Source organism: Brasilonema angustatum (genome assembly GCF_059505445.1).
Genome location: NZ_JCACKO010000011.1, coordinates 34,044 through 59,024 on the forward strand (window position 1 = coordinate 34,044; position 24,981 = coordinate 59,024).

Below are 24,981 nucleotides of genomic sequence, written 5' to 3' on the forward strand. Positions count from 1 at the left end.
TGTTATGTCTGTGCGTTCTACTCATCACTCATTTTAATTATGAAAATCCTCGTTTGTAACTCTTAATCAAATCATTACTGATTTTTATTCTGATTTATGTATAAAAGTGAAAAAATGCAATAAGTTCTCATTTGAGTGGCAAAAATAACTGTGAGTCAAATATTCTTCCGAAAACAGTTTAACTTAGTTACCAGAGTCCTGTTACCAGCACTTTTTATACTCATTATCGCTATTGTTCCTTTTAGTGGCGTTAATCAGGCTGTAGACGTACCAAAACTTAGCCATAAAAGCAATTCCATAACTATTGAAAATACTAAACCAGGTACGACTCATTGGCAGTTGATAAATCCTGCTACTAAGCGAGAAATTGAAGGTTATGCTTCCCTGACTAGTGTCAATCGCGGCGACGAAATTAAATTTTTTGTGAGTACCAAAGAACCCAGCTATACGATTGAAATTTTCCGTATGGGCTGGTATGGTGGTGCTGGAGGACGGCAAACAGCACCTCAAGTGACACGCAAAAGTGTAAAACAACCGCTGCCACAAGTGGATCAAGTCACCGGATCAATTGAATGCAATTGGAAAGATCCTTATGTTTTGAAAATTCCCTACAATCCAGCAGATCCTACACAATGGGCAAGTGGTTTTTACCTAGCCAAACTAACCACAAGTAAAAGTGGCAAGCAAAGCTATATTATTTTTGTAGTACGTGATGATAGCCGTACTTCTGATTTTCTCTTTCAATCGAGCGTTACAACTTATCAAGCATATAACAACTGGGGTGGAATGTCGCTTTATCGGTGGAACAGTCGGGGGAAACAAGCATATAAAGTTTCCTTCAACCGCCCATATGCTCTTAGTCCCAACTTGAAAGCGGCTTATGGGGTAGGTGCAGGAGAATTTTTGACTAATTTTCAACCCAAAAGGAGAACCTCTAGCGCGGGGTGGGAATACAACATGGTGCGATGGCTAGAACGGGAAGGCTATGATGTCACCTATTGCACAGATATTGACACCCACGAAAATCGCATTGACCAATACAGTGGCAAACCAATGTTATTGTTGCATAAAGCATTTCTTTCGGTTGGTCATGATGAATACTGGTCGTGGAATATGCGCCAAAATGTAAAAGCAGCAAGAGACGCTGGGGTGAGTCTCGGCTTTTTTTCGTCCAACACCTGCTATTGGCAAATTCGCTTTGAAGCAAGTGGTTTGACAAAACAGCTCAATCGCACCATTGTGACATATAAAGAAGGTGCTGCCCTTGACCCCTTTGCTAGAGACAGTAATCCAAACAACGATTACCTAGTCACAACTACTTGGCGATCAAAACCTGTGAGTCTTCCGGAGGAAGCTCTCATTGGAGTTATGTACCAGACATTTCAAGTGAACGCGGATATTGTCATTGATCATACAGCCCCAGATTGGCTGCTTGCCAATACGCAATTAAGTCGAAGCAAGACTCAAGCTTCTGTAGATACTAATCTGAAAGTAGGTGACAAAGAAATCCGTCTTGAGGGGCTTTTGGGTTATGAAGTTGATCGGATGTTTAGCAACGCGCCACCCAATACGATCCGCATTGCCCATTCACCTTATCGTTATCGTAAAGGTATCCGATATGCAGATATGACAGTTTATACTGCAAAATCAGGAGCAACAGTATTTGCAACCGGCTCTATGCAATGGAATTGGGGGCTAGATGATTACAACGCGCCACAAGTACGTCCTTCTCTTTTAAATGCTGATGCACAAGCTATCACACGTAATATTCTCGCCAAAATCGTGAGCAAATGAGAAAATGAGGAATTATGGACATTTCTCATAATTCCTCATTTATGATTCTTGATTTTCACAGATTTGATGCCGTATCTGGCGCAACGATTTCGCCAGTTCCCACATTTAGAATTATGTCCTGATCAGTGATCAAATCTGTGAGTTCCTTAACTTGTAAATTCATTTCCTCACAGGCTTGTCGTAATTCTTGTGCAAAAGTCCTAAGGTCATCTCCATAGCCACATTGGTAAGCAGCGGTTTCAATTCCTTGCTTGGCATTTGCTCTTGCACAATCTACTAATTCGGTGCCTTTTAGTGGTGTTTGGGATGCCATATCTGTTTTTATGACTTTATAAAGGTTTCCTCATAAGATTATCTATCAATTCAAGTGTTAATTCATCCCCCTAATGGTTTAAAAAAGTTAAGAGTTAGGATTAAATTCTTATGTTATAGACGCGCTATAGCGCGTCTGTACAACTTCATTACCCGTTGACGACATTACCACCATTGGGGTGTAACACTTGGCCAGAGAAGTAAGAAGAGTCATCAGATGCTAGAAACACATAACTGGGTGCGACTTCTTCAGGTTGTCCTGGTCTTTGCATTGGAACTTGTTTCCCGAATTTTTTCACTTTTTCTTCAGGAAAAGTTGACGGAATCAAAGGTGTCCAAATTGGACCGGGAGCGACGGCATTCACACGAATTCCCTTTTCAATTAAACTCAGTGATAAGGAACGAGTAAAGGCAACGATCGCACCTTTTGTTGAAGAGTAATCAAGGAGCTGTTTACTACCTTGGTAAGCTGTGACTGATGTACTGTTTATGATGGTACTACCTTCTTTCAGGTGTTTCAACGCCGCTTTGGTTAAGAAAAACATCGAGAAAATATTTGTGCGGAAAGTCCGCTCTAACTGTTCTTTGCTGATATCCTCGATGCTTTCTTGCGGATGCTGTTCAGCAGCGTTGTTGACTAAAATATCCAGCTTGCCAAATTCATCGATAGTTTGTTGTACAAGTTGCTGACAAAAGGCTTCATCACCAATGTCACCAGCTATAGTCACAGCACGACGCCCTTGTTCTTCAACTAATTGTTTTGTTTCTTTAGCATCGTCGTGTTCGTTGAGGTAGGCTATAGCCACGTCTGCTCCTTCTTTAGCAAATGCGATCGCCACCGCACGACCAATACCACTATCTCCACCTGTGATCAATGCGACTTTGTTTTTAAGCTTGTCACTTCCTTTATATTGAGAATCATCTGCTTTGGGTTTTGGCGTCATTTCTGATTCCGCGCCCGGTATTTCTTGAGATTGAGGTGGTTGTAATTGTTCTTCTGGCATAGTAGAATCTTCCTTGAAAATAGACGAACTAAAAAAATACTGTTTCAAAACTAAACCTTGGACTGAACTATCAATCCAAGGTTTTATTTTTTGGTTAGCAATTGCCATTCAACAGTTTAGGCTTTTCTCCTTTTCATACTTTTCGTACTTGTTGCTATATAATCCGGTTTGATTTGGTGAACAACTCCTCAGAGAGCTTAACAGGGAACAGGGAAAAAGCAATAAAGGTATACTGAGTTTTTTTCAAAATCAAAGAGGAGTCCTATAGCAATTATACGTAACTGTTATTAATTTTCGTCACACAAGACACATACTCTTTCTCTGACAAAGAAACACAGCTATGCTGTTGTCGTGAAAGGAAATATTTAAGCCTTTCATCTTTTTATTAAGTTATCTGTTGTGTGGCGATTATTTCTCACCCTTTAGATGTAAAAAAACTCAATTTTTATCAATCTTAAGACGTAAAAACTATTTCTACAAAATGAAGTTGAGGGTATACAGTGCGTTGCACGGTTATCCTGCGTTGTATAGGACTACTATTTGATTTTTGCGAAGCTAGGTACACCTTAAAGAGGCTTTTTCCCTGTTAAGCATTAAGCGTTAAACGCGTACACAAGTAATTTCACTAAATCAAACCGGATTTCTATAGCAACTGTAGTTCAAGAGTCGAGAGTTAAGGGTCACAAGGAGCTAACGCTGAGGTGAAGCACTGCTGCTTTGAAGGTTTCTCTAGCGTAGATGCCGTGGATGGTCTCCCGATTTAAGGGCATTGGCACTTCACATTCAAAAGAACTTCTCATTCCATTCCATCTCATTCCTACTCTTTACGAATTATTGAGAGTCTGATTGATTTATTCCTTTAATAGTATAAATGGTGAAATGAGAGGCAGTATAAAAAATGAATTGTCGTACATCAGCGGCAAACGAAAATTTCATTAAAATATACCCGAGAAAAACAATCCTGGAGAAAGTAAGGCAGAATTTAACTTATGCAAAAACTTGATATTTTTTCTAATGAACAAATTGACAAGTTTCGGAATCTTCAGTTAACTTTAAGCGAACGCTGGAAAACTGTCCAGGAATTTGAGAACAGCGACGCGGATATTTTAGTTATTCCCTCCTTGAGCATTGACCAGGGAGAACTCAAAAAAATCGAAGGTTTTGAGCATTATGAGGAACGACTGCTGTTTTACTTGATTCAATTGCAGAATCCCTGCACTCGACTGATTTATATCACATCAATGCCAATGCATCCCAGCGTCATTGATTACTATCTGCAACTTTTACCGGGAATTCCTTTTTCTCATGCTCGCAATCGCTTGCTGCTACTTTCCACTTACGATTCCTCTCCCAAACCCCTTACTCAAAAGATTTTAGAACGCCCCCGCTTGCTAAAGCAAATTCATCAAGCCTTAAGGGTTGAAAAATCATTTATGGTATGCTATAATTCCACAGAATTAGAAGCAGAATTGTCTTTAAAATTGGGAGTGCCGCTGTACGCTGCCGCACCAGATTCGCAAATTTGGGGGACGAAAAGTGGCAGTAGGCAAATATTTGCAGAAAGCGGAGTTCCGTTTCCAGATGGTTGCCAGAGTGTTTGGAATGATACAGATTTGGCACAAGCAGCAGCCGAATTGTGGGAACGCCAGCCGACATTAAAACGGATTGTGGTAAAACTCAACGAAGGAATCTCTGGAGAAGGAAATGCGCTCTTGGACTTAAGACCGATTTTGAATTTAGCACCTCCTGCTAGTTCTCATGAGGAACGAGTAACAGCGATGAGCGAGTCCTTGAAAACTATGCGCTTTCAAGCCAAAGAAGAGAATTGGGAGACATTTTCGCGAAAAATACCTGAGTTAGGGGCAATTGTTGAGGCGTTCCTGGAAGGAGAAGTCAAGCGATCGCCCAGCGTCCAAGGACTTATTACACCCAATGGCGAGGTGGAAATCCTCTCAACCCACGACCAAATTCTGGGAGGACCTGACGGTCAAGTTTATCTGGGTTGCGAATTTCCTGCCGATGAAACGTATCGACTGCAATTGCAGCAGATAGGGTTAAAAGTTGGCAAAAATTTGGCAGACAAAGGTGCATTAGAAAGATTTGCAGTTGATTTTATCGCCGTTGACAACGGTGATGGACAGTGGGACATTCAAGCAATTGAAATTAACCTACGTAAAGGTGGTACGACGCATCCCTTTATGAGTCTGAAATTATTAACTAACGGTCGCTATGAACTCTCAACGGGTTTATTTTACACTCAGCAAGGCCGTCCCAAATACTACATGGCTACTGATAACTTACAAAAAGACTGCTATCGGGGGCTTTTGCCCAACGATTTCATGGACATCATCGCTCGTCATAGGCTACACTTTGACACTGGAACCGAAACAGGCACGGTATTTCACTTGATGGGTTGTCTTTCCCAGTTTGGTAAGTTGGGATTGACAAGTATAGGTAATTCTCCACAACAGGCAGAAGAAACTTATAACAAAGTTATCAAAGTTTTGGATAAAGAAACTTTGAGCAACAATAACGATTTATCCTCGTCATCGGAATATGCCTTCCCTATGACTTGGGATGGATCTCGCTGCTAGAAAATGGGGAATTGTGAGTAGTTAGCTGCTTACGAGTTGGCTGTGAAAAAGGACTACTCACCCACTAACCACTAACTACGAACCATTTCCCCGTCTCCAGTTATGTACAATCGACTCAGGCTATGTCTTTGAGCGCTTGTGTTTCACACTAATCAAAATGCAGTTCATTGCATCAATTCAGACTGTCCGCGTCCCTATCCCCAGCCTTGGGGAAACAAATTTTGCCACACCTGTGGCGCACCGCTACAACTTTTAGACCGCTATATCCCACTCCAGCGTTTGGGATCAGGTGGTTTTGCCCAAATTTACACAGTTTGGGATCAAAAGACACAAACCGAAAAAGTGCTGAAAGTGTTGATGGAAAGTTCACCCAAGGCGCTGGAATTGTTTGCCCAAGAGGCGACGGTTTTAAAAAGTTTGCGACATCCGGGTGTTCCGAGAGTTGATGCTGATGGATATTTTTCTGTAGAGATATTCTCTGTAACAACTCCACAAACCAATCTCACGCCTTACCAGTTCAATTGTCTGGTGATGGAAAAAATTCACGGTCAAACTTTAGAGGAAGTTTTCCAGCAGTATCCCCAAGGCTGTCCTCAGGAGTGGATTTTAAACTGGCTTGTCCAAGCTGTGGAGATTTTACAAGAGTTACATAGTCGCAAGATAATTCATCGCGATATCAAACCTTCTAATTTAATGCTGCGTACCTCGCAAGGTTCCGTAAATAAGGGGGGAACGAGGAAAGATCAGCTGGTGCTGATTGATTTTGGGGGAGCAAAACAATATAGTTCCAACCTGTTTGGTTTAAAACCTTCCTCAACCAGGTTGTATTCTTCTGGCTACAGTCCCCCAGAACAAATTATTGGGGGTATTATTGGACCGGGTGCTGATTTTTATGCCCTTGGTCGAACGATGATTGAGATGTTAACGGGCAAATCTCTTAGCGATATGGAGAATCAGGTAACTGGGGAGTTGCTTTGGCGCAAAGTGGTCAATGTCAATTCCCAACTGGCAGATTTGCTTGATGAGATGGTGCAAGAAGATGGGCGATCGCGTCCAGCAAATGCAGCAACTGTTCAAAAACGTTTAGAAAAAATTTCCCGAGTTTCACCACAGCAGGGGGTTCTTTCCCAAGTTAAGCAATCTTTTGGGCAAGGATTTGGACAAGCCAAGGGGATTTTGGTTCAAGTGGAGGACTCTGTAGGACAAGCACTTACGACCTCTGCTCACGCCGTCGGTCAAACAACTCTATTTATACTAAAGGCAATTTTCAAGATTTTTTTCGCTTGTCTGGACACATTTTGGACAATCCTTCTGACTGGTATCGGCGCTAGTTTTGGTACTATAGGTGGCTTTGTTTTAGCTTCACAGACAACCATAGACGAACAAATTACCAAATTTATATCTGATCAACTACCCGAGTTGAGTCTCACAACCCCAGCTATTTCAGGCTTAGAGCTTCTTTTGTTTGCAGGTGCTGGCTTGGGAACCGCATGGGGACTAACACTTGCACGGGGTTTTGGTCAGAAGCGACGGTTTTTTGTAACATCGATTATGGGCATTATCAGTTATGGATTCGCTTGGCTAGTTTTACAATTGTTCACACCACAACAGGGTGGTGAGAGATTACTCGGATTGATTTTGGCAGCTGTTTCTCTGCTCACTATTAGTTTGGGTCTTCGTAGCCATCATATCGTTCACGCTATAGTTGCTGCGTTTGGCACCGCTGTTGTCTTCGCGGTTTTCGTTCTTTTAGGATTTCCAACAAATATATTCGACTTCCTCAGTTCACCCAACTGGAACGAACTCTGGCTTCCAGTAACTTTTTTTGGTTTTGTCGGCGTTTTTCTAAGCTTCTTTTTGGGGGTGAGTCATTACCTTATTGTCCCTGGGTTACGCTTTTTAGGCTGGCGTTAATAGATTTGGTGAAAGTGCCTGCGCGTAGCGCATAAATTGAAGATATAGATCCCCGACTTCGCAGAAGTTGTCGTGGATCTTGTTTTTCATGAATGATTTACTCCCCTTGCTGAGTGTAAGATTACCGATGTAATTTCTTCTCACGCCCTATGGCTAACGCCACGCCTTACGGCTATCGGGAACGCCCGTCGCCTAGGTAGGGAAACCCTCCTGCAGCCGGTTGTCGTCACCAGATACCTACGGACGGAGAACGCCACATGCAACAAGAGCGGCACGCCGCCCAACGCAGTGGCTCCCCTCATCAAGTACTGGCTCCCCTGCACCCAAGCGCTCCCTTGCTCCAAAGCGCCTCTTGAAACCAACCTGTAGCTCTAATTGGGGCATTAATTGACCGAAACAATTTTAGATTTTAAATTTTAGATTTTAGATTGGGGAGCCAATACTGATAGCGTAGCGTGGCACTTTGTGCCATAGTCCTTGTTTCCCTCACTTGGTACTTGGCGTTGTTGGTCGGTACAAGCCCCGTCCTTCTTGGACGGAATTAATTCCTCAATCCCAAATTCAAAATTCTTCAAGCTCCTCACCTTTAGGGTGAAGTTAATCCAAAATCCAAAATCCAAAATTGATTGACCAATTTAGATTATTGACAAAATCCAATATTTGTGAATTTTACGCTCCTGCTAATATAACTTTACACAAACATATTAACTTTATCTATTTCTCGTTGAGCTAAAGAACTGAATAATACGAAAGATTGTGCGTGAAGCGTTTGTAAAGCATACTGCTAACTTTGGCGATACGCACAAGAAGTCAGCAAGCGGGCTTATCGCACAAACGAAACAGTATATTTTGTGAATAAATTAATCAATAAAAATTCCGATTTTGAATTTTATTTTTTAGCAGGTTTTTGTACGATTGTCTAGTTACTTTGTTACTTTTCTCAATTCTCAAAACTCTATCTGATGGCAGGTGCTGAGCCTCCGAAAAATTGATGTCTAATGCACAACTACCCACAAAAGTAATTTTATTTGGCAAACTTTAGCTTAATACTCAAAAATGAATAATCTCGTCTTGGACCATAAAAATATTGATTTGTCAAACTTTTTTAGATATATTTACCGTGCGTTTCAAAGTGATTTTTCAAGCTTTTTTTTATTTTATAAAAAAATATGATGTCAATACTTCTTTAAGAAATCTTTAAAGTTGATTCTTGTAAAATACGGATTATATATGGTATTTTTCATGTATGTTATATGTCAACGTAGTTTAAAACACATTTTTGAGAAGAAATTACGTTTTTTCAGGCTTTTTCCTCAAAAAAAATGTTTTGAGAAATGAAGTCAACTTATAAATTCCTTTGTTAAGACGACTTTCTTTCGTATTACCTACCAGTAAAAAATGTCCAAATAACAATAACTTCTCATTCATCATAATTTGCAAAAAAAGAAAACTTTTCATTCTTTTTCGGCATTATCGTCTAAAATAACCAATGAATTATTGAAGTTATTTTATTGATTTGTGTCTATCATCATGTTTCATCTTACTACCAACACAAGTCTCTTTTGCTCATATCTCTGAGCAACAAATTAAATATCGGAAACATCAGATGACTTTTGTGATCATAAAAAATCAGGTGCAAGGGCTGTAACATGTTTTTCAAAAACTTAGAGGCAAAAGTGGTTGATGCTTCCCACTCAGAAAATAGTGTAATTACCACAAAACAGACAGGAGAAGTGTTTCCTGAAAATTGTGTGGTTTGTGAAATAAAAATGCCTGAACTTAATGCTTACGGTTTCATAAAAGTGCTGTATCAAGGCTCTGTCAGAGCGGTTATTCCTTTCAATTTTGTCAGTCTTGATACAAGTAGCCTTGAACAACACCAAGATATGAATTTGGAAATAGATAAATATCTAAACAAGTCTTCTGATATAGAGGAATTGTTGAGGAAAATATCTAACTTAAGGGAACTCTCCATCTACACTGCTAGTTTGGACGAACAAAGTATTTTCAACAAGCATTGGCGTGTTACCCTGTCTGAGCACGTGTCTGAGCCATCTCCGGCTGAAACTACAGACTCAGCAGACCATAACTCAATATATCCTACTGATTCTTTACTGAATCGAATATTTGATTTTATTGAGAAGAATTATAATTCAGCGATCGCCCTTTCCGATGTAGCTCAGGCAGTAGGTTACTCCGCAGGTTACTTAACAGATTTGGTGCGACGTCAGACGGGAAAAACAGTCAATCATTGGATCATCGAGCGCCGAATGGCAGCAGCACGTGCCTTACTGCTAAAAACCAACGAAAATGTAAATCACATTGCTTTAACAGTTGGTTATCAACATGAGGGTCATTTCTTTCGTCAGTTTCGTCAGTACCACGGAACCACTCCCCAAGCTTGGAGAAAAATGCAGCACTCTGGGGTGTAGTGTCGAATAAAAGCGAAAAATTGTGAGTCTCACAAAAAGATTGTGCATTGTAGTGGGAGGCAACTTATATGTGTCTCAATGCAGCAAAAGATTATTGAAAGCCCCAAAAGAGTGCGATACGCGTAGCGTCAAGCCTTCGGCTTGTTAAGGTGAGTGAGGTAATTTAGCCGTAACTTAGTGAGGACTTGCGCAAAAATAACGCAATTCTGTCATTGCGATCATATGCGCAAAGCGCACGCCGGAGGCGAACGCGTAGTGTGCCGTTAGGCATGGGGCAGCAATCACAAAGCTTTATTTTTCGTCGCAAGTTTGTAAGTCCTATTGATATTAGCAGGTAGGCGGTACCTACTTGCTCGTCCATCGTCTAGCATCTATAAGTATATCTGCATTCAAGTAGGCTGCTATTACATATCTATTGTGATAATTAACTTTATTCAGAACCCCGACTTCGATTTCGAAGTCGGGGTGTTTGTTTTTTTACGAATCATTTGTGGTGTGTAAAAAAGTTTAATTAACTATTGAGAGTGCTCTACTACAATGCTGACAGTTGTATTATGCTATACATACATTTGCATGTACAATCATAAATTTTAAGTAAATTTTCCCAAGAGTGGTACGAAAAAAATGTGATTCCTTATCCAAAAAAAGTGCATTGTATTGGAATTGTGAAAAACGTAGCATAATGACCGTAGACTTACGGATTTGGGAAATCATATCATATGTCAAAAATTAATCTACCTATTTAGGACTAAATGCTTACTGAAGAGCTAACCAAAGAAGCTCTGATAACTGACGAAGACCGGCGAGCATTTCTTTGAACACTTTTCTTGAAGCAATTGATGCTTTTAGAGCAGCTATATTTTTTCAATTTCTAACGCTTACTAATCCTTAATCGTGATGTTTTTACTGCTTCTGAAGCCAGTTTAGGCTTTATTGTTGGCTTAATTTTTATCTAAGCCTCGATAGTTTACTTTTGTTTAATAGCTAAAAATAACTGATAATATTGTTGTATGATAAAACGTCTAAGAAAACTTGTGTATTTTAGTTAAGTATTGGTGTAATTATTAATAATAAAAGTAGAAAATGTGGGAAAATTTATTTTAAAAGTAAGGAAAAATATTATCTTTATAATTGGTTGACAAAACTTTAAAAAACTGTTAGTTATTAAAGAGAACCTAGGCACAAATTACATACAATTTTGGAGTTTAGTTATGGCTAATATCGAGCAAATTGGTTTCCAATCCAACAGTAATTATAAAGTTATTGTTGAAGAAATAATCGAAAGTGAATTAGAAAAAATCGTGGGAGGAGATAGTTCTGAAGTTTCACAAAATTCTGTTCAGGTAACTAATGGAAGTGACTCTATCGTTCAGAGTTCTAGTCAACAATCTGGAAAAAATTCTGGTAAAAGACCCAGACTATCGCTCAATGAACTTCTCAAAAGTTTAGGTATCAATATAAATGTTGATATTAAAGTTCCTTGACGTTGCTCTTTGAGGTTAAGAGATTATTCATTAGGATTCACGACAACTTTGTTTAAACTGTAACCGTTCACGAGGTGAGCAAAAAAAATCGAACATGAAATCCACGAAATCACTACTAAAATCAACCTAAGTTTGATTTTTTGGGTAATTTTGAATAGGAAAAACCGCCCTTAGTCGCCTGCCAACTGTTTTTTAAGCATTTAGGCAAAAGACCTCCGCCCGTGAACGATTACATTTAAACTCAGCCTTTGTGCATCCAAGAAAAGTATATATCCCCAGCTTCTTTAGAAGTCGGGGATATTGTTTTTTATGAATAACTTAGTATGTTTTAGCTTGCTTAAGCTGTAAAAGCTTGCAATATCTGTAAATAACTTTAAAAAACTTTATTTGTAGATTTATTCACTACTTTACATATCAAGGTTTTATTTTTTATAAGAGTTTTTCTTCCTATTGATTCCACCTTTTTTACTTTTCTTTCTTTGAGGTTTTTGTTGCTATTTGATAACTAGATAAAATCTAATCTTCATAAAAGTATTGCTTATCTTCATCTTAAATTTATATTATTTAAATGATTAACGTAGTATTATTTAAACATAGTGAAAAACAAAGCTTTTCCAAACAAAAACTTGTTAGAAGTTACATGAAAGTAAAATCTAGCAATTAAGATAGTAAAAAATCAGCAGATAATTATCAAGCTATCTAAAGATTTTTATTATTAACAATATTTGGTTAAGTCAATCAAATTATTTCACTGTCCCAAAACTATTTTTCCCAGGAAGGAACCTTTATGTCAGTAGTAACAATTGTGACCGAATTAACCGAAGCAGAAATCAGCGGAATTGTTGGTGGTGCTAAAACAACTGCTAAGACTAATGGTTACAGTAGTTCCGAAGGTTACAACTCACAATCATCCAATCAATCTGCTACTAACGTAGCTAATGGTGGAGGAAAAGGAAGCAAGACAACAGCTAGCTCTTATCAAGAGTCGAATCAATCGATTGATAATAGCAAAGACAAAGCGTACATCAAGTATTATGGTTGATAAGAAATTATCTCCATAGTACGTTCAAAACGAAATAATCCCACTGTCCCAACACTATTTTTTACCAGGAAGGAATCTTTATGTCAGTAGTAACAATTGTGACCGAATTAACCGAACAAGAAATCAGCGGAATTGTTGGTGGTGCTACAAAAGCCTATACTTCTGGTAAGAGCAGTTCCGAAGGTAAGAACTCACAATCTAACAATCAATCTGCTACTAACGTAGCAAATGGTGGTGGAAAAAAGAGTGAGACAAAAGCTAGCTCTTATCAAGGTAACTCTCAATCGATTGATAATAGCGCAGACCAAGCGTACATCAAGTATTATGGTTGATAAGAAATTATCTCCATAGTACGTTCAAAACGAAATAATCCCACTGTCCCAACACTATTTTTTACCAGGAAGGAATCTTTATGTCAGTAGTAACAATTGTGACCGAATTAACCGAACAAGAAATCAGCGGAATTGTTGGTGGTGCTACAAAAGCCTATACTTCTGGTAAGAGCAGTTCCGAAGGTAAGAACTCACAATCTAACAATCAATCTGCTACTAACGTAGCAAATGGTGGTGGAAAATATAGCGAGACAAAAGCTAGCTCTTACCAAGGTAACAATCAATCAATTGATAATAGCCGCGATGTTGCGGTCGTTAAGTACTACTACTAAGTTATCTCCATAGTACGCTTTAGTTAAGTGACCATCTCAACAAAAGTCACTACAGCAATTTGTATTGCCAAAAATTCCTGTATCATGATTTTGTATCATCAGTACAAGTCAAAACAGCACTAACCTAAAAGGTATGCAAGTTATAGATTACTTCGTTAAGACAGTTATTAACCAGTAGTCCTTTGCCAGATGCTGCCAACAACTGACAAAGAACTAATAACGGCCCTTACGAATAACTGCACGAGCATCTTATAAGAATAGTGGTCTGGTATTTTTTGGCTGCAAAAATTGCTACATCGTTACTTTGAACATTGACGGGTGTAAGCTGGATAAAAGTCAAAGGTCAAAGGGTAAGAGACCTTCGTTTGTTATTCCTTACTTCTTACCTACCCGTCAACTTCCCCCTTGAACAATTAATAAATTTGTGGTGATAACAGGAAATGTTCCTTGTTTATCCGCTATTGACGCATCAAAATTTTTTGTTTCCTCAGCCTTCGACCTCTCATTAAATGGTAGGTTCATTTCCGTTCATATATGGATTAGAACTAAGGCACGGTGACGAAATTGCCTGTATTGCATAATTTTTCTGGAGTGAAGTCATGGGTAATGTCAATAAAATGAATATACGACTCAGCAGTAATGATAAAGTTATTGTTGAGGAACTGATAGAAAATGAATTAGAAGGAATAGTGGGAGGAGTAACTTCTACGTTGGTTTCAAATGTAACTGCAGTTTCAACTGATGGAAATGACGTCAGTATTAATGACGTGAAGATAGACATAAAAAATGATTCAAAAAACATAAAAAAAATTGTAACCAAAGTTAAAAAACGAACTAAGTATAAAAGAACCGTGTCCACTTAGGTTTCACGACGACTCTCTTGAAACTCTAACTGTTCATGGAGTGAATAAAAAATATCTAACATGAAATGACACTGAATCACTACCAAAACTAGACTATACTTAATGCTTTCTGGATGATGTTGAATATAAAAAACAGTGTTAAGTGGGCGGCTAATTGTGTTTTAAGCATTTAGGTAAAAGACCTATTCCCCGTAAACGGTTACATTTCAACTCACACTTTATGGTATCCAATGAAAGTACATATTTCTGCCTTCTTTAGAAGTCAGAAATATGTACTTTCATGAGTCATTTGGGATCTTTTAGGTCTAAGTAGGTAGTCACTTATTCAGGTCTGTCAGAAAACATTAATTGATTTTACAATTTTTGGTTAGACTTTCTAAATTAATCTGGAAAATTTTCTAATAGTTTACTATTCCTACTTTTCCTATCTTTCTTACTTTGAAAGTCTGATTGGTATCTGATAATTTTATAGCAATCCTAATCTATAAAAAAAATATCTTATTTTTATAGTTACTTTATAAAAGATACTCGAAAAAGATGTAATATTTAAAATGTAGTGAAAGTGCAATACTTAACCAAAAAATGTCGTTTAATGTAAAAAAATCATGTTTAACGACAAAAGAAAAAATCAGTAGAGAATCATGAATGGAAGGCTCTAACGATTTTTGTTATTAACAATGATTGGTTAAGTAAAGAAAATAATTTCACTCTCCCAAAACTATTTTGTACAAAGAAGGAACTTTTATGTCATTTGTAACACTTGAGCAACAAACACTCGCAGTTTTCACCGAGTTAACTGATGAAGAAGTCAATGGAATTGTAGGAGGAGGAGGTGCAGACGTCGCTGTTGGTGTTAAAGCTCCCACTAAAGTGAAAATTGATGGCACAGTTGTAAACGTCCAACAAGCCACTCAAGTTGGTACTGCAGTAGTAATTGGTGAGGGGAAAGCTAGTGTTAAACAAGATGTAACTCAAAAGATTATTCAGCCGAAACGCCGATAAAACACTCATACCCTGTGGTAAGCTCCTCCATGTCTACAAAATCAACGAAAAGCTTATACTGTAAATTTTTTGACTTTTGACTGACTCGGTAGGGTTACTAGCTTATCTTTATAGTATGCTCATGTTGAGTGAGCACCTCAACCAAAAGCCATTACAGCAGTTTGTATTGCCAAAAATTCCTTTATCATGCATGATTTGTGTCATCAGTACAAATCAAAACAACACTAAGCTAGAAGATATGCAAGTTATAGATTATTTCGTTAAGACAGTTATTAACCAGAAGTCCTTTGTCAGATGCTGCCAACAACTGACAAAGGACTAATAACGACCCTTACGAATAAGTATACGAGTATCTTATAACATAGTGATCTGGTATTTTCTGGCTGCCAAACCTGCTACAATGTTACTTTAAACATTGGCGGGTGTAAGCTGGATAAAAGTGAAAGGTCAAATGGTAAGAGACCTTCGTCTATTATCCCTTACTTCTTACCTACCCGTCAATATTCTCCTAAATAATTCAATAAAATGTGGTTCTGACAAGAGCCACTGCTTGTTTATGCTGAATTAAAGCTGCAACTTCTAAAGTTGCGGTAGCAGAATGGGATAGTCTGTGGTGATTAATCAAAGAAGCGACTTGTTCCGCAAAGAAGCTTTAGACCGTGCTTCTTCGCCTGAAGAATTAGATCACATCATGCAGGTAGTCAGCCCGAAAAAGTGGCTACCTATAGTTGCAGTTGGTTCGTTGGTGGCGATGGGGCTGACTTGGAGTTTTTTAGGTCGAATCCCAATTACGGTCACGGGTACTGGAATTATAGTCTATCCCAGTACAATTACCTCATTTCAGTCACCGCTTGGTGGTAAATTACAAACAGTTAACATCCGGGTTGGCGATTTTGTAAATAGAGGAGATATATTGGCAACGCTAGACCAAAGCGAACTTCTCAAACAGCTACAACTACAACGCTCTAAATTAGGGCAACTACAAACAGAAGATCGCCTTGCTAGTTTAGTGCAACTACAGCGGCAAAAAGCAGACGAAGAAGCGATGAAGCAGCAAAGCGAATCTTTGCGGCAAAACCTCCAGGCAGTACAGAAATTAACACCAATTTTAAGAGACAAAGGGCTAAATTCGATTCAACGCGATCGCGTTAACCAAACACAAACTTTAAAACAACTGCAAAAACTGCTACCGACTTTCCAACAGAGATTGAACAACCGTCAGCAGTTATTAAACGAAGGAGCAATTGCTGGCGATATGGTACTACAGGCACAGCAGGATTATTTAAATGCTGTGACACAAATTAATGAAGCCGAATCGCAACTCAAGCAACTGGATGTCAAAGAAGCAGATGCACAAAGACAATATTTAGAGAACCTAAACTCAATTAAAGATTTGCAAGCGCAGTTAAAACAACTAGATAGTAAAAAAGCAACCGCAGCGCAACAAGATTTAGAAGCAGTAACCATTCGCAAAAAAGAAATTCAGGAAGTCCGGCGCAATATTGCTCAATTAGCACTGCAATTGTCGAGTAGCAGTTTAATCAAGAGTAGCTACTCTGGACGGATTTTAGAAATTTCGGCAACTCCAGGACAAGTTGTCTCACAGGGTACAGCCATAGGAACAATAGCCGCACAACAGCGATCAACTCAACCTATGAGTGTGGCATTTTTTCCTGTTGGCGATGGCAAGAAAATTCAAAAGGGAATGAAGTTACAAGTCACGCCTAGTACAGTGCAACGGGAACGCTTTGGTGGCATCATTGGTGGTGTCACAGATGTCTCACCCTTTCCTGTGACTAAACAGGGTGCATTAAGTGTAGTAGGTAATTCCGAATTTGTGGAAGCTTTAATGTCACAAGGACCGCAAATCTTAATGACTTCCCGACTGCAATCAGACTCTTCGAGCTTTAGCGGCTACAAATGGTCTTCTTCAACTGGACCACAGATGAAAGTCACTTCAGGAACTACTACCTCAGTACAAGTCACTGTGGAAGAACGCGCCCCGATTACATTTGTTCTGCCGCTTTTGAAATCCTGGAGTGGTATTTCGTGATCTGGTATAATATCATGTCCAGCAGAACACAAATTATACCCTTTCATTTCAATGTTGATATAAATAGACAGCATCAGAAGCGCGATAGCTTCGCTGCTGCGCGGTGCGCAGATCGCTATAACGCACTTCACTAAATTGGATAATTTATTTTTTGGTGTTCCCTTACATAATTGATGACTAAAAATTAAATCACAGTTCAAATTTTTAAAAAATATTTTTATGTTCTGGGAAAATTTAAAAAAGACATTAGCGCAATTGCCTAAAAAAAAGCGGTGTCGCACTCCTACTCTGCTGCAAATGGAGGTAGTAGAATGTGGCGCTGCTGCTTTGGGAATTATTCTAAGTTATTACCATCGTATTGTCCCACTGACGGAACTGAGGCAAGCCTGCGGTGTATCGCGGGACGGAGTTAGTGCTTTAAATATCCTCAAGGCTGCTAGAAACTATAAACTTAGCGCCAAATGCTTTAAGACCAACTTAGCTGGGTTGGAGTCGTTGAAATTTCCCTATATTATATTTTGGAACTTTAACCATTTCCTAGTTGTAGAGGGATTCGGCAAACAGCAAGTTTTTCTTAATGACCCCGCTATGGGACGGCGGACTGTTTCCCTAGAAGAATTTAGTGGTGCTTACACAGGTGTCGTACTAGTTGCAGAACCTAGTGCAGAATTTAAACGCGGAGGACGCAAGCCCAGCACAATCTTAGCTTTGTGGTCACGGCTGCGAGGTTCTATTAGTGCATTGATTTACTGCGTGGTGGCAGGATTTTTGCTAGTCATTCCCGGACTGGCGCTACCTGCATTCTCCCAGGTATTTGTAGACAACGTATTGATTGAGCATCGGTATGAATGGTTGCGTCCGCTAATTTTAGGCATGCTATTTACAGCTGCACTGAATGGGTTTTTGACGCTGTTACAGTTGCAGTTCTTGCGGAAGATGAAAATCAAGTTGTCCGTGGGGATGAAGAGTCGGTATCTGTGGCACATTTTACGCCTACCCCTGAGTTTTTATGATCAGCGGTATGCTGGGGAAATCAGTAGCCGTATACAGCTCAACAATAGTGTTGCTGATATGCTTTCGGGTGAGTTAGCGACTACAGTCATTGCAGCAGCGTCTGTATTTCTATATGTAATAGTGATGTTGCAATATGATGTGGTGCTAACCTTAGTTGCGATCGCTTTTGTGATTATAAACCTTGCAGCCTTGCAGTGGGTGAGAGGGCGGCGCGTAGATGCCAACATTAAACTCATCCAAGAACAAGGAAAAGTCAGCGGCGTAGAGATTTCTGGTCTTCAGAGTATGGAGACGCTAAAAGCATCTGGGTTAGAATCAGATTTTTTTTCCCGCTGGGCCGGTCACTATGCCAAAGCCATCAACACCGACCAAGAATTAGAGGAAACAAACCAGACAATTGGTGTTTTACCAAGTTTTCTCGAAGCGATCGCTTCCATGCTACTTTTAGCTATGGGCGGTTTGCGAGTTATGGATGGAGCTTTGAGCATCGGAATGTTAATCGCCTTTCTCGGTATGATGGAAAGGTTTTTCGCTCCAGTAAGTAATCTCATCAACTTGGGAAGCCAACTCCAAGAGATGGAAGGTAATCTCACTCGCCTTGATGATATCCTACGTAATCCAATTGATCGGCAGCTTGAGCAGGAAAGCAGGGAAGTAAGGGACCACAGGGGCAGGGAATCTCAGGGAGAAATAAATTCTTCCTTGCCTTATGTACCTTCCTTGTCTTCCAGCTTACGGCTCGTCGGATCGCAAACATCCCCCTATCTTCTGCCCAAACTCAGGGGGTACGTAGAATTACGCAATTTGACATTTGGCTATAGCCAAATTGCTCCACCGCAGATTGAAAATTTTAATCTTTTGCTCAGGCCAGGGCAACGAGTTGCTTTGGTAGGTGGAAGTGGTTCTGGAAAGTCTACCATTGCCAAACTTTTGTGTGGCTTATACCAACCGTGGGAAGGAGAAATTCGATTTGACGAAAACCCCAGACAGGAAATTTCTCGTCAAGTACTAGCCAATTCTATTTCTGTTGTAGAGCAAGAGATTTTGTTATTTGCTGGTAGCGTCAGAGATAACTTGACGCTTTGGGATACTACTATTCCTGACAGTCATCTGGTTCGGGCTTGTCAAGACGCAGAACTTCACGATGTCATCCTTTCACTGCCAAATGGGTACAATTCCGACCTTTTGGAAGGTGCTACCAATTTGAGTGGTGGTCAGCGACAACGGCTAGAAATTGCACGTGCTTTGGTGAATAATCCTAGTATTCTGATTATGGATGAAGCCACAAGCGCCCTGGATAGCGAAACAGAAAAGAACGTCACTCGTAATCTGCGGTTGCGTGGTTGCACTTGCATCATTGTGGCGCATCGACTCTCAACCATCCGAGATTGTGATGAAATTATTGTTCTTGATCGCGGCAAGATAGTCCAACGGGGAACCCATGAAGAATTACAGCAAGTTGAAGGGCTGTACTTAGAATTAATCCGCAGTGATGGAGAGGAGCAGGGAGCAGGGAGCAGGGAGCAGGGAGCCGGGGGCAGGGAGCAGGGAGTAGAGAGCAGGGAGCAGGGAGCAGGGAGCCGGGGAGCTCGGGGAGAAATAAATTCTTCCTTGTTGTCTTTTTCAAATCTCAAAGGACAACACTACTATTTAGGATGCAATGAATCGCTACAGCTAAATGAGCCTGAGACAATTTGGCTAGTGAAATCTGGTTGCTTGGCGTTATTTGCGATTGCAAATAACAATAGCATTCCAAAAGATACCCGTCGCTATTTATTTAGTAGCACAGCAGGACAGGCGATATTTGCGACTGCACCAAGTTTACAAGACAACGAGCAAGAAATCTTAGCGGTGTCGCTTGAGGAGACAGAAATTCTCAAAGTATCCAAAGCCGACTTTAACCAATTGTTTGCTAACGCTAATAAAGAAGTCGTAACTCTGATAGAACACTGGATTTATCAATTAGGTTCAGTGCTTGCTGGCATCACTACACCAACGATACCAACATCGCTTCCGGAAACCCGCGACATCTCCTTAGTCAAAGACCAAATATTCCAGCCGCATCAAATATCGTGGGTGCAAGTCGTGCAAGGACGTGTTCGATGGATGGGGTTTGAGGAACTCTCGTTAACTCGTGCATCAGCAATCTTGCCTTTAGGTGCGAATATGTGGCTACAAGCAGATAACGCTGTTGAGCTAAAAAGTGTTAACACCTTAGAAATCGAAGATATCAATTCCTTATTAGGCGGTTTGTCCCAATTACAAACTTATTTTCTTTATTGTATTAATCTGCTTCAACGGCAGGAAGTGGATGCAGAATTACTGAGATTTCAAGCCAGAGAACGTCTTGAAAGGCAAGTGATGCAAGAGACGTTAGCAGAATTAGCATCTGTATTGCCACAGCCAAACTCAGACAGACTAAATAATCCTTCAGAATTCAGTAGTAGTCTTGATTCAACTGATCCAGATCAAGCCTTACTAATTGCTGCTGGTGCCGTAGGACGAGCATTAGGAATTAAGATTTGTCCCCCAGCTGCATCAGAAGATTTATCACGAGTGCAAGATCCTGTGGAAGCGATCGCCCGTGCTTCCCATATCCGTGTGCGGCGAATTCAGTTGCGAGACAAGTGGTGGGAAAAGGATTCCGGGGCAATGTTGGCATTTACGATTGAGGACAAACTGCCAGTAGCACTATTACCAGTGTCTGCTACGCGTTACGAACTCTACGCCCCTTCGGAACAAAGGCGCATTCCTGTGGATACCCCCATAGCAAGAGTGTTAGCTTCGACTGCCTATGTATTCTATCGACCTTTGCCTGATAAACAGCTCAAAACTCTTGATTTGCTTCGGTTTGCCCTTCAAGGTCATTACAAAGAACTCATTACAGTTTTAGTGATGGGCATGACTATCAGCTTATTAGGAATGCTAACACCTCAAGCTACAGCAATCCTGATCGACAAAGCTATCCCAGATGCTAATCGGGGGTTGTTAAGCCAAATTGCTTTTGGTTTGATAGCTGCTGCCTTTGGCGGAATGCTGTTTCAACTAGCCCTTGGATTTGCTACCATTAGGCTAGAAACTTTTGCCGATTCCTCTACTCAAGCCGCAGTGTGGGATCGATTGTTAAAGTTAAAGGCTTCCTTTTTCCGCTCCTTCTCAGTTGGTGATTTGGATTCTAGAGTTACGGCGATTACTCAAATTCGCCAAAGACTAGGTAGTACAATCTTAAGAACAATCTTCTCCAGTTTGTTCTCGCTACTCAATCTGGGACTATTGTTCTACTACAGTCTTCCCTTAGCTTTGATAGCTTGTGTGGTAGCATTCGTAAATATTGCTGTCACAATCATCTCTGGTACTCTGATTGTCCGCAAAGTTCGCCCTCTGCTAGAGCAAGAAGGACAAATCTTTGGTGTAATGGTGCAGTTAATTAATGGAGTTACCAAACTCCGAGTCGCTAAAGCTGAAGCCCGCGCCTTTGGTTATTGGGGAAAACAATATACCCATCAATTGAAATTAATCCTAAGTACCCAAGTCATTGAAGACACTGTCACCGTTATCAATCACGTGTTACCTGCATTAACAACTGCTGCCCTCTTCTGGTTTGCTACTAGCTTAATTGGGCAGTCCCAAGTTCCTGGAGGCTCTGGTTTATCAACTGGTACTTTTTTAGCATTTAACGTAGCTTTTGGCACTTTTGTCAACGGAGCCACCAGTTTAAGTAGCACAGTTGTGGAAGTTTTACAAATCTTGCCTTTGTGGCAACGTGCTCAACCTATACTGCAAGGTGAACTAGAAGTCAAGTCTCATCAGGCAGATCCAGGAAGACTATCGGGTAAATTAGATGTAGACAGGTTATCTTTCCGCTACCGCGATGATGGTCAATTAATCTTGGAGAATGTCAGTATCCACGCCCAACCAGGAGAATTTATTGCCATTGTCGGGTCTTCAGGTAGCGGGAAATCAACGTTATTAAGGTTACTTTTGGGATTTGAATTCCCAAAGTCTGGCACGATTTATTACGACGGACAAGACTTGGCAGGGTTAGATGTCCATGCTGTGCGCCGCCAATTAGGTGTAGTACTGCAAAATAGTCGCTTGATGTCAGCCTCAATTTTTGAGAATATTGCCAGTAATGCATTGATTACGATGGATGAAGCTTGGCAAGCAGCTCAAATGGCAGGTTTTGCAGATGATGTTGCGGCGATGCCGATGCAAATGCATACAATCGTGAGTGAGGGAGGTAGTAATCTCTCCGGCGGACAACGACAGCGGCTGTTGATTGCTCGCGCACTCGCATTAAAACCCCGCATTTTGTTATTTGATGAGGCTACCAGTGCGCTTGATAACAGAACTCAGGCGATCGTCAGTGAAAGTTTAGATAAACTGCAAGTTACCCGAATCGTCATCGCCCACCGACTGAGTACAATCCGTAACGCTGACCGCATCTATGTACTCCAAGAAGGTCGAATTTTGCAGCAGGGTCGTTTTGAAGAACTGGCTAAAGTTGAGGGGCTGTTTGCTCAGTTGATGGCGAGGCAAATGGCTTAACAATTCAAAATTCGTCTTGCAAAGTTTGCTTTGTCAGGAAACCGTTTGGCTGAGCTCACGGCCGAAGCCCACAACAGCGCACTGGCTCCCCTTAAAAAGCTACGGTGTACACACAAGTTCTTGAATTAAGTAGGTCGGTGTTGAAAATTGTCGTTATGACAAGGCAGGAGGCAGAGGGCAGAAGGCAGAAGAGAAGAGCTTTTTGGGCAACTTTACTTTCCGTTACATACTTCGGTTTTTTTGCGCCGTTCTACTTACCCACTCATACCAAGTTGCAATCAAACGTAGCATCTGTCATTGCGAGCGAAACGAAGTGCAGCGAAGCAATCTCCCCTAACCACAAATTACTATAACAGAAGGCAACTTGATATCATTCGCTGCAAAACCTCACCCTAGCTTTTAGCTGCGCTAAAATCTTTCCCTCTCCTTGGTAAGGAGAGGGATGCCCGACAGGGCAGGGTGAGGTTCCGAACGCGAGTGCGTCTCGTAGAGAGGGAATGCTGCGCTAAAATCTTTCCCTCTCCTTAATAAGGAGAGGGATGCCCGACAGGGCAGGGTGAGGTTCCGAGCGCGAGTGCATCTCGCACCAGAAGGAATTTTGAGTCATATCATGTCCGCTTGAATGCCCGTCATTGCGCTAACTCAGATCCTGCACCAGTCGCATTACCCGCCTAGGGTTTAAACCCCAGGCTAATAGCTAAAGTCTTCTAAAGAAGACTGAGTAAGAATTTCAGTCCATTTCAACTGAGATCTTGCACCATTCTCAATCACCGTAGGGTGGGCACTGCCCACAACGTAAAAATAAGGTTTTGAGCGAACTCTAGGCAGTGCCCACCTTACAAAAATTGCAATAACGCAACTGCTGCAAGATGTGAGCGCCCGACTAGCCGCGTTTTTTCGCCGCTAGCAACAAATAAAACTTGTACATTTTTCAAAGGAGGGCTAAAAGCTTTGCTATATAAGGCTTATAAAATGTGCAAGTTAGGAGTTTTAACGGACTTAAACTTTGAGCCAAGAAATTTATTTCTTGGCGGACGAGAATTATGGTGCAAGATCTGAGCCTCTCACGGGCGCGATTAACGCTCCCGCAAAATATGAAACAAGCACATTTTTCTGGGATTTCTCAAAGCCTTACTGTATAACGGTTCTAAAATGTGCAAGTTAAGAGTAAACTGATTTATTCCCTACACCCTTACACTCCTTCTTCTTGACGCTACGTGTATCGCAAAGGAACAACAGACGCATAAAGGCGTATTGCACTTGAGAAATGTGAGCTAAAGTGGGCTAAAAATAATTCCCCCCAGCCGTTTTTATATGTGGCTCAGGGGGAAAAATAGGTCGTAGACTATAGAGTTTCGGTATATATCTTGATGTTTTTATTCTATTAACTGTGTTCACTTTTGTACAGTCTTATCGCAACAATTTACGGTATTTTTACAACATCTTTACTAGTTCTTTATTCTCGCTATTTCTTGAACTAGTCTTATATATAAGTGTAGCATTACATCTACTGCCCAAACTTTCTAAATTGAGTCTATCTGTAAAAATATGAACATTAAAATTGTCATGAGTACGGTTCTGTTTACTTTTTTTGGGTTGACAGCACAAGCCTTCGCACTCAACGAGCAAGACTTGGAAGTTTTGAAAACAACAAATACTTGTCCTCGTTGTGATTTAAGTGGTGCTGATTTATCTCAAGCTAGATTAAGTGGAGCCAACTTACGAGAAGCAAACTTGAAAGGTGCCAATTTAGCTGGGGCAAACCTGAGAAATGCAGATCTCACAGGTGCAAATCTAGAAACCGCAGTCTTAACCTCCGCAAACCTCTCGAATGCTTCCTTAACTGGTGCAAATCTCAAATCAGCATCTCTGAACAATACCGATTTGAGTTCTGCTGGATTCATCGGTGCCAATTTAGAAGCTGCCAATCTCACAGGAGCTAAACGACAGTATACAAACTTTCGAGGCGCAAATTTCCGTTTGACCACAATGCCCACAGGCTATGTCACTTCTGACAAAAATTATGGCTGGTCATTACAGCGTCCAGCTCAACAAGTTGAATGTGATAAGTTCAAAAACCAAAAGGTTCCTGGTACAACTTGTCGCGGCGAGTAAGTAGGTCGGCGTAAATAATTATTGTTGGGATAAGGCAGGGGGACTCGGGGTCCCCTTTGGGGATAGGGGGAAAAGGGGGCTCTGAGCAGGGAGAGTAAGAGTTTGAGCCTTATTTACTTTTCTTCACACAGTTTGGTTTTATTGCA

The 24,981-nt window shown here is 40.6% G+C and carries 16 protein-coding genes and 1 pseudogene; 15 read left to right on the forward strand and 2 right to left on the reverse strand.

The genetic code is table 11. The features are described from left to right. The first annotated feature begins 150 nt into the window (after window positions 1-150). Window positions 151-1,794 carry a N,N-dimethylformamidase beta subunit family domain-containing protein gene (locus tag AC5JM2_RS02630; RefSeq protein WP_495833360.1) on the forward strand — a complete coding sequence of 548 codons (1,644 nt, stop codon included), beginning with the start codon at window positions 151-153 and terminating at the stop codon, window positions 1,792-1,794. Window positions 1,795-1,849: 55 nt separating this feature from the next. Here AC5JM2_RS02630 and AC5JM2_RS02635 read toward each other — a convergent pair whose 3' ends face one another. Then, window positions 1,850-2,107 (reverse strand): hypothetical protein, encoded by a 258-nt coding sequence (locus AC5JM2_RS02635; RefSeq protein WP_495833361.1) that lies wholly within the window; start codon window positions 2,105-2,107, stop codon window positions 1,850-1,852. Between the two features lie 148 nt (window positions 2,108-2,255). Continuing rightward, complete coding sequence (locus AC5JM2_RS02640) at window positions 2,256-3,110, reverse strand: SDR family oxidoreductase (RefSeq protein ID WP_495833362.1); 855 nt, start codon at window positions 3,108-3,110, stop codon at window positions 2,256-2,258. A gap of 989 nt (window positions 3,111-4,099) precedes the next feature. Between AC5JM2_RS02640 and AC5JM2_RS02645 the strand changes: the two genes are divergently transcribed. The 14 genes and pseudogenes from AC5JM2_RS02645 to AC5JM2_RS02710 all read left to right on the forward strand — a co-directional run bounded on the left by AC5JM2_RS02645 (window position 4,100) and on the right by AC5JM2_RS02710 (window position 24,835). Beyond that, window positions 4,100-5,704: a peptide ligase PGM1-related protein gene (locus tag AC5JM2_RS02645; protein ID WP_495833363.1), complete on the forward strand. Its 1,605-nt coding sequence runs from the start codon at window positions 4,100-4,102 to the stop codon at window positions 5,702-5,704. A 138-nt stretch (window positions 5,705-5,842) separates the two neighbouring features. Beyond that, window positions 5,843-7,618, forward strand: coding sequence for a serine/threonine protein kinase (locus AC5JM2_RS02650; protein ID WP_495833364.1), 1,776 nt, complete (start codon window positions 5,843-5,845; stop codon window positions 7,616-7,618). Window positions 7,619-9,267: 1,649 nt separating this feature from the next. Continuing rightward, window positions 9,268-10,050, forward strand: coding sequence for a helix-turn-helix domain-containing protein (locus AC5JM2_RS02655; RefSeq protein WP_495833365.1), 783 nt, complete (start codon window positions 9,268-9,270; stop codon window positions 10,048-10,050). A gap of 1,211 nt (window positions 10,051-11,261) precedes the next feature. Further along, on the forward strand, window positions 11,262-11,534 hold the full coding sequence (locus tag AC5JM2_RS02660; protein ID WP_495833366.1) for a hypothetical protein: 273 nt from the start codon (window positions 11,262-11,264) through the stop codon (window positions 11,532-11,534). A 787-nt stretch (window positions 11,535-12,321) separates the two neighbouring features. Beyond that, window positions 12,322-12,576 carry a hypothetical protein gene (locus AC5JM2_RS02665; RefSeq protein WP_495833367.1) on the forward strand — a complete coding sequence of 85 codons (255 nt, stop codon included), beginning with the start codon at window positions 12,322-12,324 and terminating at the stop codon, window positions 12,574-12,576. Between the two features lie 80 nt (window positions 12,577-12,656). Then, window positions 12,657-12,908, forward strand: a complete 252-nt coding sequence (locus AC5JM2_RS02670; RefSeq protein ID WP_495833368.1) for a hypothetical protein — start codon at window positions 12,657-12,659, stop codon at window positions 12,906-12,908. Between the two features lie 80 nt (window positions 12,909-12,988). Beyond that, a complete protein-coding gene (locus AC5JM2_RS02675) occupies window positions 12,989-13,240 on the forward strand; it encodes a hypothetical protein (RefSeq protein ID WP_495833369.1) in 252 nt (83 codons plus the stop codon). 599 nt (window positions 13,241-13,839) lie between these two features. After that, window positions 13,840-14,103 carry a hypothetical protein gene (locus AC5JM2_RS02680; protein WP_495833370.1) on the forward strand — a complete coding sequence of 88 codons (264 nt, stop codon included), beginning with the start codon at window positions 13,840-13,842 and terminating at the stop codon, window positions 14,101-14,103. A gap of 744 nt (window positions 14,104-14,847) precedes the next feature. Further along, the gene (locus AC5JM2_RS02685) at window positions 14,848-15,105 is read left to right on the forward strand and encodes a hypothetical protein (RefSeq protein ID WP_495833371.1); all 258 of its coding nucleotides are present in this window, start codon (window positions 14,848-14,850) and stop codon (window positions 15,103-15,105) included. A 76-nt stretch (window positions 15,106-15,181) separates the two neighbouring features. Beyond that, complete coding sequence (locus tag AC5JM2_RS02690) at window positions 15,182-15,427, forward strand: hypothetical protein (RefSeq protein ID WP_495833372.1); 246 nt, start codon at window positions 15,182-15,184, stop codon at window positions 15,425-15,427. 288 nt (window positions 15,428-15,715) lie between these two features. Then, on the forward strand, window positions 15,716-17,158 hold the full coding sequence (locus AC5JM2_RS02695; RefSeq protein WP_495833373.1) for an NHLP bacteriocin system secretion protein: 1,443 nt from the start codon (window positions 15,716-15,718) through the stop codon (window positions 17,156-17,158). A 219-nt stretch (window positions 17,159-17,377) separates the two neighbouring features. Then, window positions 17,378-19,669 (forward strand): annotated as a pseudogene (locus AC5JM2_RS02700) (NHLP family bacteriocin export ABC transporter peptidase/permease/ATPase subunit); the annotation flags it as partial. Between the two features lie 114 nt (window positions 19,670-19,783). Next, on the forward strand, window positions 19,784-22,720 hold the full coding sequence (locus AC5JM2_RS02705) for an NHLP bacteriocin export ABC transporter permease/ATPase subunit (protein ID WP_495833395.1): 2,937 nt from the start codon (window positions 19,784-19,786) through the stop codon (window positions 22,718-22,720). A gap of 1,548 nt (window positions 22,721-24,268) precedes the next feature. Further along, complete coding sequence (locus tag AC5JM2_RS02710) at window positions 24,269-24,835, forward strand: pentapeptide repeat-containing protein (protein WP_495833374.1); 567 nt, start codon at window positions 24,269-24,271, stop codon at window positions 24,833-24,835. The last annotated feature ends 146 nt before the right edge of the window (window positions 24,836-24,981 follow it).